Annotated in this window: 12 protein-coding genes; 5 read left to right on the top strand and 7 right to left on the bottom strand. The window is 73.0% G+C overall.

Annotation, left to right across the window (positions count from 1 at the left end; translation table 11 throughout):
- Complete coding sequence (locus JT362_RS16525) at positions 1-705, bottom strand: hypothetical protein (protein WP_260192108.1); 705 nt, start codon at positions 703-705, stop codon at positions 1-3.
- Positions 706-876: 171 nt separating this feature from the next.
- Here JT362_RS16525 and JT362_RS16530 point away from each other — a divergent pair, with 171 nt between their 5' ends.
- The 4 genes from JT362_RS16530 (at position 877) to JT362_RS16545 (ending at position 6,311) form a co-directional block, all read left to right on the top strand.
- Positions 877-2,142, top strand: coding sequence for a multidrug effflux MFS transporter (locus tag JT362_RS16530; RefSeq protein WP_260192109.1), 1,266 nt, complete (start codon positions 877-879; stop codon positions 2,140-2,142).
- Between the two features lie 25 nt (positions 2,143-2,167).
- A complete protein-coding gene (gene rlmN / locus JT362_RS16535; protein ID WP_260192110.1) occupies positions 2,168-3,271 on the top strand; it encodes a dual-specificity RNA methyltransferase RlmN in 1,104 nt (367 codons plus the stop codon).
- Positions 3,272-3,483: 212 nt separating this feature from the next.
- Positions 3,484-4,671, top strand: a complete 1,188-nt coding sequence (locus tag JT362_RS16540; protein WP_260192111.1) for an MFS transporter — start codon at positions 3,484-3,486, stop codon at positions 4,669-4,671.
- Positions 4,672-5,042: 371 nt separating this feature from the next.
- Positions 5,043-6,311 (top strand): GGDEF domain-containing protein, encoded by a 1,269-nt coding sequence (locus JT362_RS16545; RefSeq protein WP_260192112.1) that lies wholly within the window; start codon positions 5,043-5,045, stop codon positions 6,309-6,311.
- On the opposite strand, the gene JT362_RS16550 is transcribed toward JT362_RS16545, so the two are convergent.
- Positions 6,308-7,405, bottom strand: coding sequence for a Gfo/Idh/MocA family protein (locus JT362_RS16550; protein ID WP_260192113.1), 1,098 nt, complete (start codon positions 7,403-7,405; stop codon positions 6,308-6,310). The two genes, JT362_RS16545 and JT362_RS16550, sit on opposite strands and share 4 nt — an antisense overlap.
- Entirely contained in the window at positions 7,402-8,133 is a 732-nt protein-coding gene (locus tag JT362_RS16555) for a sugar phosphate isomerase/epimerase family protein (RefSeq protein WP_260192114.1), read from the bottom strand. Before JT362_RS16555 ends, JT362_RS16550 begins: the two co-directional genes overlap by 4 nt.
- A 167-nt stretch (positions 8,134-8,300) precedes the next feature.
- On the opposite strand from JT362_RS16555, the gene JT362_RS16560 reads away from it, so the two are divergent.
- Complete coding sequence (locus JT362_RS16560) at positions 8,301-8,975, top strand: PadR family transcriptional regulator (RefSeq protein ID WP_260192115.1); 675 nt, start codon at positions 8,301-8,303, stop codon at positions 8,973-8,975.
- A gap of 4 nt (positions 8,976-8,979) precedes the next feature.
- On the opposite strand, the gene JT362_RS16565 is transcribed toward JT362_RS16560, so the two are convergent.
- From JT362_RS16565 to pyrH, 4 genes are read right to left on the bottom strand one after another with little or no spacing between them, the layout of a single operon-like run.
- Complete coding sequence (locus tag JT362_RS16565) at positions 8,980-9,729, bottom strand: class I SAM-dependent methyltransferase (protein WP_260192622.1); 750 nt, start codon at positions 9,727-9,729, stop codon at positions 8,980-8,982.
- Between the two features lie 24 nt (positions 9,730-9,753).
- Positions 9,754-10,815, bottom strand: a complete 1,062-nt coding sequence (locus JT362_RS16570) for a phosphatidate cytidylyltransferase (protein WP_311202719.1) — start codon at positions 10,813-10,815, stop codon at positions 9,754-9,756.
- 12 nt (positions 10,816-10,827) lie between these two features.
- Positions 10,828-11,385, bottom strand: coding sequence for a ribosome recycling factor (frr, locus tag JT362_RS16575; protein WP_260192116.1), 558 nt, complete (start codon positions 11,383-11,385; stop codon positions 10,828-10,830).
- A gap of 32 nt (positions 11,386-11,417) precedes the next feature.
- Positions 11,418-12,140, bottom strand: a complete 723-nt coding sequence (gene pyrH / locus JT362_RS16580) for a UMP kinase (RefSeq protein WP_260192117.1) — start codon at positions 12,138-12,140, stop codon at positions 11,418-11,420.
- Between the last annotated feature and the right edge of the window lie 18 nt (positions 12,141-12,158).

The raw sequence follows: 12,158 nt of genomic DNA on the forward strand, positions 1-12,158 counted from the left end.
TCACCTGCCCGGGTAGGAGCCGGGCCGCGGCGGGTAGCCCGGTTGTGGCGGCAGGTGCGGCGCGGGCGGCACCGGCGGTGTGGGCTGCGGTGCCGGCGGCGGGGTGGCCGTGGGCATCGGCGGCACGGGTGGCGGCGCCGGTGGCGGCACCGGTGGCGGCGGGGCCGCCGAGGACGGTTGCGGCGGCTCGGCGGCGGACCGGGTGCCGTCCTGCGAACCGTGGTGGTCCTGGGCGGCCGCGGTGGCGCCGCGGGTGAGTCGGCCGGCGAGCACGCCGGCCATCGCGGCACCGGCGAGGAACGCGCCGGGCTTGCGGCGGGCGAACGCGCGGACGTCGTCGAGCAGGCCGCCGGGCTCCCGGTCGCCGAGCCAGGACGCGAGGTCCCTGGTGCGTTCGGAGGCCTGGCGGACCATCTCGGGCGCGAGGCCGGAGCCGTCGGAGCGGGCGCTCATCTCGCCCAGCTGGTCGGCCAGCGTGTGCAGGCTGTCGGCGGCCTTCCGCTGGCCCTGCCTGGCCTGGTCGAGGAGCTGGTCGCGGCCTTCTCGGGCCAGGTCCCTGGCCTGCTGGGTGGTCTCGTGCGCGACCCGGCGGGCCTCGTGCCCCGCGGCGTCGCCGACCTGGGAGCCGCTGTGCGCGGCCGTGCGCGCGACCTCGGCCGCCTCCTCCTTCGCGGCCCGAGGTGTGGACTGTTCAGGGTAAGTCATCTGGTCCTCCCGAAGGTGGGCTCGGGCGGTCCGTGTACCCGGCGAATCCGGGCATAACCATGAATCCGAAGACGATCAGCGAATGGTGGAACAAAACCGTGGGTCCGGTTTGCTGATCACAGGGACACCGCCGTCAGTCTCCCGAATCCCACTCCTTTCGAAAGGCAGTCGATGTCGAGCACGACCCTGCCCAGAACGTCTACAACGGACAGCACGGACAGCGCGGTGTCGCCGACCGGTTTCGCCCGGGTGCGGCTGATCCTCGTCCTCGGGGCGCTGATCGCCCTCGGCCCGCTGACCATCGACATGTACCTGCCGGCCCTGCCGGCGATCGCGGACGACCTGCTGACCACGTCGTCCGCCGTCCAGCTCACGCTCACCGGCACCCTGCTCGGCCTGGGCATCGGCCAGCTGGTGATCGGCCCGCTGTCCGACGCGATGGGCCGCCGGATGCCGCTGATCGCCGGCACTGCCGTGCACGTGGTGTCGTCCGCGCTGTGCCTGCTCGCGCCGAACGTGGCCGTGCTCGGCCTGCTCCGGCTGCTGCAGGGCGTCGGCGCGGCGGCGGCGATGGTGGTGGCGATGGCCGTGGTGCGGGACCTGTTCTCCGGGCGCGCGGCGGCGACCGTGCTGTCGCGCCTGATGCTGGTGATGGGCGTCGCGCCGATCCTGGCGCCGACGCTGGGCGCGGCGATCCTGCTGAACGGCTCGTGGCGCGGCGTGTTCGCGGTACTGGCCGCGCTCGGGGTGGCACTGATGCTGGTGGCGGTGTTCCTGCTGAAGGAGACGCTGCCGCCGGAGCGTCGCCGTACGGGTGCGCTGCGGCCGGTGCTGGCGACCTATCGTTCGCTGATGGCCGACCGGGAGTTCGTGGTGCTCGCGCTGGTCGCGGCGCTGGGAATGTCGGCGCTGTTCTCGTACGTGTCGGGGTCGAGCTTCGTGCTGCAGGACCACTACGGGCTCGACCAGCAGGAGTTCGGCCTGGTGTTCGCCGTGGGCGCGGTCGCGATCATCGGCGCGTCCCAGCTGAACGTCGTGCTGCTCAACCGGCTGACCCCGGCGGGCATCGTGCTGCGCGCGCTGACCGCGGCGGTGGTGTCCGGGCTGGTGCTCGTCGCGCTGACGACGACCGGAGCGGGCGGGCTGCTCGGGTTCGTGGTGCCGCTGTTCTTCCTGCTCGGCGCGGTCGGTTTCGTGCTGCCGAACGCCCCGGCCTTGGCGCTGTCCCGGCACGGCGAGGCGGCCGGCACGGCGGCGGCGCTGCTGGGGGCCGCCCAGTTCGGCCTCGGCGCGGCGATCGCCCCGCTGGTCGGGGTGCTCGGCAACGACGGCCCGGCGATGGCGGTCACGATGACCGGGGGCGCGGCGGTCGCGTGGCTGGCGCTGGCGGCGACGCTGCGCCGGCAGCGGCGGGTCGAGCCGGCGCCGGCGCTGTGACCCCACGTGGGACAATGGCGGGGCCATGACCGCTCTGCCGCTTGTCTTCGACGCGCCGCGCCGCGGCCTCCCGCCCCGCCACCTCGCCGACCTGTCCGCCGAGGAACGGCGCGCGGCGGTGGCCGAGCTGGGCGAGAAGCCGTTCCGCGCGAACCAGCTGTCGCACCACTACTTCGCCCGGCTGACCGCCGACCCGGAGTCGATGACCGACATCCCGGCGGCCAGCCGGGGCCGGCTGGCCGAGGCGATGATGCCCCGGCTGCTGTCGGTGGTCCGCCACGTCGCCTGCGACGACGACACGACCCGCAAGACGCTGTGGCGCGCGCACGACGGGACGCTGCTGGAGAGCGTGCTGATGCGCTACCCCGACCGGACGACGCTGTGCGTGTCCAGCCAGGCCGGGTGCGGAATGGCGTGCCCGTTCTGCGCCACCGGCCAGGGTGGGCTGCAGCGGAACCTGTCCACGGCCGAGATCGTCGACCAGGTCCGCGCGGCCGCGGCGGCCATGCGGGACGGCGAGCTCGGCGAGCCGGGGCGGCTGTCGAACATCGTGTTCATGGGCATGGGTGAACCGCTGGCGAACTACAAGCGGGTGGTGGCCGCGGTGCGGCGGATCACCGAGCCGGCGCCGGCGGGCCTTGGCATCTCGCAGCGCTCGGTCACGGTCTCCACGGTGGGCCTGGCTCCCGCGATCCGCAAGCTGGCGGACGAGCGGATGCAGGTGCGGCTGGCGGTGTCCCTGCACACCCCGGACGACGAGCTGCGCGACACGCTGGTCCCGGTGAACACCCGGTGGTCGGTGGACGAGGTGCTGAGCGCGGCGCGCTACTACGCCGACGCGTCCGGCCGGCGGGTGTCGATCGAGTACGCGCTGATCCGGGACCTGAACGACCAGCCGTGGCGGGCGGACCTGCTGGCCAGGAGGCTGCGCGAGCACCTGAACCAGTTGGTGCACGTGAACGTCATCCCGCTCAACCCGACTCCTGGCTCGAAGTGGGACGCGTCCCCGAAGCCGGTGGAGCGCGAGTTCGTCCGCCGCGTCAACGAGGGCGGCGTGGCGTGCACGGTGCGCGACACCCGGGGCCAGGAGATCGCCGCCGCGTGCGGCCAGCTCGCCGCCGAGGGATAGCGCCGCGCCGTCCGCCGGCCGTTTTCCCCGTCGGCGGGTCGTCGCGAGGGATCACCACAACCGTCTTCTCGGGCTTCGCGGGCATCGGCGCGTAGTACGGTACGTGGCTACACGATGGCGATGCGTGGCCATGCGTGTCGACGATCATGAGTCTGGGGGACTGCATGAGTGTTGAGCGATCCCGGCCTACCGCGTACCGCTCGATCTTCCGCGTGGGCGAGTTCCGAGCGTTGTTCGCCGCGCAGTCGGTGACCGTCGTCGGGGACCAGTTCGCGCGGGTCGCGTTGTCCGTGCTGGTGTTCGACCGCACCGGGTCGCCGGCGTGGACGGCGTTGACCTACGGGCTGACGTTCCTGCCGGACCTGATCGGCGGACCGCTGCTGTCCGGTCTCGCGGACCGGTATCCGCGCCGAACGGTGATGGTCGTCGCCGATGTGACCCGCGCCCTGCTGGTGGGGTTGATGGCGGTACCGGGGATGCCGCTGGCCGTCGTGGCCGGGCTGCTGGTGGTGGTGCAGCTGGCCGGCTCGCCGGCCACCGCGGCGCGCGCGGCGATGCTGCCACAGGTGCTGGACGAGGACAGCTACCCGGCCGGGCAGGCGGTGCTGCAGACGGTGACCCAGGCGGCCCAGGTGATCGGGTTCGTCGGCGGTGGCGGGCTGGTGGCGCTGGTCGGCACCGGCGTCGCGCTGCTCGCCGACGCGGTCACCTTCGCGGTGTCGGCCGCGGTGGTCTGGTGGTGGGTGAAACCGCGCCCCGCGTCGGCGGCGGACGCCGACGTGGTGCGGCACGGCTGGTGGCACGACGTGGTCGCGGGCGCCACGCTGGTGTGGTCCGACGCGCGGTTACGCACGCTGGTGGCGTTCGCCTGCCTCGCGGGGTTCTACATCAGCGGCGAGGCGCTGGCCGCGCCCTACGCCGCCGAGCTGGGTGCCGGGCCGGCCGCGGTCGGGCTCCTCTTCGGCGCCTTCGCCGCGGGCACCGCCGTGGGCATGCTGGTGGTGGCGCGGCTGCCGGAGAGCACGCGGCTGCGGGTGCTGCCGCCACTGGCGGTCTGCGCGTGTGTGCCGCTGGTCGTCTGCCTCGCCGACCCCGGTCTGCCGATCGTGGTGGGGCTGTTCGCGTTGTCCGGGGCGGGAAGCGCCTATCACCTGATCGCTTCCACGACGTTCGTGCTCGCCGTTCCCGACGCGCGCCGGGGGCAGGCGTTCGGGCTGGCCGTCACCGCGTTGAAGGTGGCGCAGGGCGCCGGGGTCGCGCTCGCCGGGGTCGCCGCCGAACAGGCGACGACGCACGGGGTCGTCGGCGCGGCGGGAGTCCTGGGGGTCCTGGCCGCGCTGTGGGTGGGCTGGATGTGGCGCGCCGCCGAACGCGCGAAGGCGGCGCCGGACGCGGGCTGACCCGCGTCCGGCAACCGTGTGGTTTCGCGTCAGCGGCCGGACCGCCACTCGTGGGGGCGGCCGCGGCGCGTCCGCCCCGCGTTGGGACGGCCGGTGCGCGGAGACGTGCTGGTGGTCGTCATTCGAATCTGCCTTTCCTGTACGGAACGTAACCGGCCATGCCCCCCACATGGCGTCATGACGTTGAGCGACACGGCCGGTACTGTCAACCCTTCCTGGGGAGGATTCTCCCGACCGGCTGCTCCTGGGGGTGACAGGTGGCTCGATCAGACTCCGTGGAGTCCCAGGACCAACCTCATGGGCCTCTTCGTCGCCGGCTCGATCCACGCTGCTGGAAACTATGGTCCCTCCCCCGGCCGGTCTTCGCATACTTGGTCGCGGTCGATCTCGCCGCACTTCTGGTCGTCGTCGTGTCCGCGCGGCTCGAACCGGTCACCTCGGCGTCGTGGCTGTGGTTCGGGATGCTCGCGGTGGGCAGCGTGGTGCACCTCGAGGCCGCGCGCGGCATCGAACGGGTCCGGGAGATCGCCGCGGAGGGCAGCCCGTACGCCCACATGCAGTCGACCTGGTTCTTCGCCGGGATCCTGCTGCTGCCGCCGCCGCTGCTCGCGGCGCTGATCGCGGTCAGCTTCGCGCACGAGTGGTACGTGGTGTACCGGGGTCGCGCCATCGCCTTCCGCAAGGTCTTCTCGGCCAGCACGGTCGTCCTGGGGTGCGCGGCGGCGGCGGCCGTCTTCTCCGCGTTCTCCTTCGGGCACCCGCCCGAGACCGCCGTGCTCAACAGCCCGAGGGGACTGCTCGGGCTGGTCGGGGCCGGGTTCCTCTACTGGCTCGTGAACTACGCGCTCGTCGTCGGGGCGATCGCGGCCACGAGCCCGGACAAGCCGGCGCGTGCCGCGTTGGGCAACCCGTCCGACCAGCTGATCATCGCGGGGAGCATGGGGCTCGGCAGCGCGGTCGCGTTCGTCGTGGTGCACGTGCCGTGGAGCGCGCCGGTCCTGCTGGTCACCGTGCTGGCCGTGCACCTCGGCCTGCTGCTCCCGCAGCTGCGGGTGGCGTCCCAGACCGACAGCAAGACCGGGCTCGTCGACCCCACGTGGTGGGAGACGATCGCCGCCCGGGAGCTCGACCGTGCCCGCCGGCTGCACAGCACGGTCGCCGTGCTGATGCTGGACCTCGACCATTTCAAGCACGTCAACGACCGCTACGGGCACCTCGCGGGCGACCGGGTACTGCGCGAGATCTCCACGGCCATCCGCCAGTCCGTCCGCGGCTACGACCTGGTGGGCCGGTGGGGCGGCGAGGAGTTCGCCGTGCTCATGCCCGGCTTGTCCGCTGAGGACACCGAGGCGGCCGCCGAACGGATCCGCGCGCACATCGCCTCGCTGTCGGTCACCACCCGGGACCGCACCAACACCGAGGTCCACATCACCGGGCTCACCGTGTCCATCGGCGCCGGCCGCTACCCGGAGCACGCCACCGAGCTCAGTCCGCTCCTGCTCATCACCGACGACGCGCTGCTGCGCGCCAAGGAACAGGGGCGCAACCGGATCGTGACGGCCAACCCGGCGCTGCCGCTGCAACGCCAGCAGAGCGCGCTGCCCAGCTCGCAACCGCTTCCCGGCCAGCCTCCGGTCTAGTCGAGCGTTCGTGCGTGCGGGTCCCAGTCCTCCGGCAGGGCGGGTGGGACGTCGGCGGTGCTCTCCACGGTGACCGGGTGGCCTCGGGTGAGGGACTCGTCGATGGCCAGCATCGTGTCGAGGACGTGGTAGGCGAGCCGGCCGGACGCGCGTTCCGGGACGCCGGCGCGGATGGCTCGGGCGAGTTCGAGCGCGCCGGTGCCCCGGGTGGCCCGGTGGCCGCGCGGGGCGAGGGTCTCCGGCTCCGCCCGGCCCGGCAGGTGCAGGGTCGTGGTGCCGTCGAAGCCGTTGGGGTCGGGCAGGGCCGCGGCGCCGAGGGTGCCGGTGACCTCGAGCAGCACCCGCGGCAGGGCGGAGTCGAAGGTCAGCACCAGCTGGGCGGATCCGCCGCGCTCGAACTCGACCAGCGCGCTGACCGTCGTCGGCACCGCCACCGCGAACTCGGTGCCCGCCCGGGGGCCCGATCCGATCACCCTGGTCTCGCGGGCCCGTCCGCCGGCGGCGGTCACCCGGCGCACCGGGCCGAGCAGGTGCACCAGCGCGGTCAGGTAGTACGGGCCCATGTCCAGCAGCGGGCCGCCGCCCGCCGCGAACAGGAACTCGGGCGCCGGGTGCCAGCTCTCCGGTCCTGGCGACTGGAACATCGCCAGCGCCGTGCGCGGTTCGCCGATCCGTCCGGTGTCGACCGCCTCGCGTGCGGTCCGGATGCCGGCGCCGAGGACGGTGTCCGGCGCGCTCGCCACCCGCAGCCCGCGCTCCTCGGCCCGGTCGAGCAGCTTGCGGCCGGTCTCCCGGTCGAGCGCGAGCGGCTTCTCCGTCCACACGTGCTTGCCGGCCTCCAGCGCGGCGAGGCCGACCTCGACGTGCGCGGCGGGCACGGTCAGGTTGACGACCAGCTCGACCGCCGGGTCGGCCAGCAGCTCGGCGACGCCGCCGGCGCGGGGCACGCCGTGCTTGGCGGCCTGCGCCTCGGCGCGCGCGCGGTCGAGGTCGGCGACCATCAGCACCCGCACGTCGGGGAAGCCGGTGAGGTTCGTCAGGTAGGTGTCGCTGATGACGCCGGCGCCGATCACGCCGACTCCGACGGGGCTCACCGGGTGCCCGTCAGGTAGGCGTGGCTCTGGGCGAGCCCGTCGAACAGGTCGCCGTCGTAGGCGTCGAACTCGATCACGCGCAGGGCGTCCGGGGCGGCGGCGAGGACCTCGCGGACCGGCATCCGGCCCTGGCCGGCCGGTACCTGGCCGGAGGGGTCGGTAGCGAGGGTGCCGTCCTTGACGTGCAGCGCGCGCACCCGGCCGCCGAGCCGGCGCAGCAGCTCCGGCGCGTCCGCCCCGCCCGCGGCCGCCCAGTAGGTGTCGACCTCCAGCACGACCTCGGGGGCGAGCTGGTCGGCGAACACCTCGAGCGCGCTCCGCCCGTCGATCGTCGACTCCAGCTCCCACCAGTGGTTGTGGTAGCCGACGGTCAGGCCGTGCCCGGCGGCGCGCTCGGCGGCGTCGTTGAGCGCCGCGGCGGTGGCGGCGACGGCGTCCCGGTCGCGCCACCGCTCCGCCGGCACGAACGGGTCGATGACGAGCCCGACGCCGCAGGCCGCCGCGGCGGCGAACACGGCGTCCTGGTCGGCGCCGATGAGCTGGGCGTGGGCGGTGGGCGCGGTGAGCCCGGCGTCGGGCAGCGCGGTCCGCAGCGTCGCCGCGTGCTCGGCGAGCCCGTACGGCTCGACCTGGGTGAAGCCGATCGCGGCCAGGCGGCGGAGCGTGTCGCCCGGCTCGTCGGCGAAGGCCTCGCGGACGGAGTACAGCTGCACGGAAAGGCCACTCATTGCTCATCCCCTTGACGTCGGTGCCTGTGGGAGCGCTCCCACACTTTGTACCACCTGCACGGAACCGGTACCAGCGACTTTTCGACGGGAACAACGTTGCATCGCGATACGTTCCGATATATCGTAAACCTATCGCGATACCATCGCGACGGACCAGGAGGGGAACCATGCGACCGTCATTCGAACCCGGGGGCCTTACCCCCCGGCACCAACCGTTCTTCGGCGAGCGGCACGTGCAGCCGCCGTTCACGCCGCTGGAGGCGCGGGGCCCGTTCCCGCCACCGCCGCCCGTTCCGCCGTTCGGCCCCTGGCCGGGCGGACCGTCCTTCGGCCCCGGCGACCACCACCGAAGGGGTCGCGGGCACCGGCACGGCGGGCGCCGCAGCCGGCGCGGCGACGTCCGCGCGGCCATCCTCGTGCTGCTCGCGGAGCGGCCGATGCACGGCTACGAGATGATCCAGGAGATCACCGAGCGCAGCGGCCAGAACTGGCGTCCGAGCCCCGGCTCGGTGTATCCGACGCTGCAACTGCTGGCCGACGAGGGCCTGGTCGTCGTCGCCGAGGGCAGCGGGGGCAAGCGCCGCTACGAGCTGACCGACGAGGGCCGCGAGGCCGCCGCCAGGCACCAGAGCAACCCGCCCTGGGAGCAGATCGCCCAGGACGTCGACCCGCGGGACGTTTCCCTGCGCGACGCGATCGGGCAGCTCATGGGCGCCACCGCGCAGGTGGCCAACGCCGCGACCGAACGTCAGAAGCAGCGCGCGATCGAGGTGCTGAACAACGCGCGCCGCGAGCTGTACGCGATCCTCGGCGAGGACGACTCGGCCGAGCCGGAGGACTGAGCAGTCACGGCCTGAGCAGGCCGCTCGGCTTCTCCCGGTGCAGCACCCGGTAGCCGACCGGCACCGTCAGGCCGGGCACCTCCTCGGCCGCCCGCGCGGCCACCCGCGCGGAGAACTCGATCCGCAGCACCGCCTCCAGGTCCGCCCGGTCGGCGAACCGCCACAGCGTCGACACCGGGCGGATCGAGAACCCGTGCCGGACGAAGAACTCGTCGACCTCGAACGGGTCGTAGTCCGGCAGATCGGCCCGCATCCAGTGCCCGTACGGGCGGTGCCGCACGTCCAGGTCGACGATCACCAGCCGCCCACCCGGCCGCAGCACGCGGTCGGCCTCGGCCAGCCCCGGCTCACAGCCCCGGCCGAAGAAGTAGGCGGTCCGCGCGTGCACCACGTCCACGCTCGCGTCCGGCAGGGGGATGCGCTGGGCCGACCCGGTCAGCACCTCGACGGTGCTCAGCCCGGCGACCCGGTCCTGAGCGCGGCGGACCAGCGGCGGGTGGGGCTCGACGCCGACCACCCGCCGCGCGGTCCACGCGAAGCGGGGCAGGTGGAACCCGTCGCCGCAGCCGACGTCGACCACGTCGCGGCCGGTCCAGTCGACCAGTTCGCCGAGCACCCGCCAGACCTCGCCGTCGGCGTCCTGTGCCCGGTTCTCGATCTCGTAGACCTCGGGCCAGTGCCAGATGTTCGGGCTGGGCAACGTCCCCGTCCCCCGCCGCACCGCGGCGATGCGCTCCCGCGCCCTGGACACCATTCCCACGCCGCCAGCAAACCAGGATCAGGCGGGCACGAACAGGTGCAGCAGCAGCCAGGACGCCACCGCGGACGGCAACAGGGAGTCGAGCCGGTCCATCAGCCCGCCGTGGCCGGGCAGCAGGTTGCCCATGTCCTTGATGCCGAGGTCCCGCTTGACCAGCGACTCGACCAGGTCGCCGACGGTGGCGGTGCACACCAGCGCGACGCCGAGCAGCGCGCCGTGCCACCACTGCCCGTCGAGCAGCAGCGTCACCGACAGGATCCCGGCGGTGATGCCGGCGACCATCGAGCCGGCGAAGCCCTCCCAGGACTTCTTCGGGCTGATGACCTTCGCCATCGGGTGCCGGCCGAGCCACACGCCGGCGGCGAACCCGCCGGTGTCCGAGCAGACGACGAGGATCATGAAGCAGACGACCCTGGCCACGCCGTCCTCCGGCAGGACCAGCATCGCCGCGAAGGAGGCCATCAGCGGCACGTAGGCGACCGTGAGGACGGACGCGCCGAGGTCGCGCACATAGCCGTCGACGCCGCCGCGGAACCGCCACACCATGGCGGCGAGCACGGTCAGCACGAACGCGGCGAGCACCCCGTCGAGACCGAACGGCCAGGACAGCCACACCATCGCCTGCCCGCCGAGGAGCACGGGCGGCAGCGTGACCCGGATGTCCGCGCCCCGCCGCAGCGCACCGGCGAGTTCGTAGGTGCCGACCGCGACGGCCACCGCCACGACGCCGACGAAGAGGTGGCGCACGGTCAGCAACGACAGCAGGACGGCCGCCCCCAACACCACCCCGACCGCGATCGAGACCGGCACGTTGCGGCCCGCACGCGAGGGCGTGGCGGCCGCGGCCCCACCGGCCGGCACGGCGCTCTCCGCGCTCGGCTCGGACCGGGCGGGCTCGGCCGTACCGCCCGGCTCGGGCCGCGCCGCACGCTCGGCGGGGGTACCCGGCTCTCCCCCAGCCGCCGGTCCGGACCGTTCCGCCGGGGCGCGGGTGGTCGGGTCCGGTCGTCGGTCCGGTTCGGGTTGTTCGGCGGCGGCCACGTCGCTCGTCATGTCGCTGGTCACTGGTTCACTGGTCACGGATCGGCGTGCTCAAACCTCGAGCAGCTCGGCTTCCTTGTGCTTGACCAGTTCGTCGATCTGGGCGACGTACTTGTCGGTCGTCTGCTGGAGTTCCTTCTCCGCGCGGACCACCTCGTCCTCGCCCGCCTCGCCGTCCTTGACGATGCGGTGCAGCTCCTCGTTGGCCTTGCGCCGCACGTTGCGGATGGAGATCTTGGCGTCCTCGCCCTTGCCCTTGGCCACCTTGACCATCTCGCGGCGGCGCTCCTCGGACAGCTGGGGGATCACCACGCGGATGATCGTGCCGTCGTTGGACGGGTTCACCCCGAGGTCGGAGTCGCGGATGGCCTTCTCGATCGCGTTGAGCTGGGTCGCGTCGTACGGCTTCACCACGGCCATCCTGGCCTCCGGGATGCTGACCCCGGCCACCTGGTTCAGCGGCGTCGGCGCGCCGTAGTAGTCGACGACGATGCGCGCGAACATCGCCGGGTTCGCGCGCCCGGTGCGCACCGAGCCGAGCTCCTCCTTGGCCACCGAGACGGCCTTTTCCATTTTCTCCTCGGCGTCGAGGAGTGTCTCGTCGATCAAAGCTGCTCCTGTAGTTGTCTCCCCAGCCGCTGTCAGGGAGTGCTGACGACCGTTCCGATCCTCTCACCACGCACCGCGCGCGCGATGTTCCCCTCGACAAGCAGGTTGAAGACGATGATCGGCATGTTGTTGTCCATGCAGAGGCTGAACGCGGTGGCGTCGGCGACCTTCAGGCCCTTCTCCAGCACGGCCCGGTGCGTGATGTGTTCGAACATCTCGGCGTCCGGGGTGGTCTTGGGGTCGGCGGTGTAGACCCCGTCGACGGACTTGGCCATGAGGACGACCTCGCAGCCGATCTCCAGCGCGCGCTGGGCGGCGGCGGTGTCGGTGGAGAAGTAGGGCATGCCGACCCCGCCGGCGAAGATGACGACCCGGCCCTTCTCGAGGTGCCGCTCGGCCCGCCGGGGGATGTAGGGCTCGGCGACCTGGCCCATGGTGATGGCGGTCTGCACCCGGGTGTCGATACCGAGCTTCTCCAGAAAGTCCTGTAAAGCGAGGCAGTTCATCACGGTGCCGAGCATGGCCATGTAGTCGGCCCGGTCGCGGTCCATGCCGCGCTGGGACAGCTCCGCGCCACGGAAGTAGTTGCCGCCGCCGATCACCACCGAGACCTGGACCCCATCCCGCACGACCTCGGCGATCTGGCGGGCTACGGCGGCCACCACGTCCGGGTCGACGCCGACCTGGCCCCCACCGAACATCTCGCCACCCAGTTTGAGCAGCACCCGGCGGAAACCGTGCCTACGGCCTTCCATGACGACGTCCTCTCTGGC

Source organism: Actinophytocola gossypii, assembly GCF_025165815.1.
In the GTDB taxonomy this organism is placed as follows: Bacteria; Actinomycetota; Actinomycetes; order Mycobacteriales; family Pseudonocardiaceae; genus Actinophytocola; species Actinophytocola gossypii.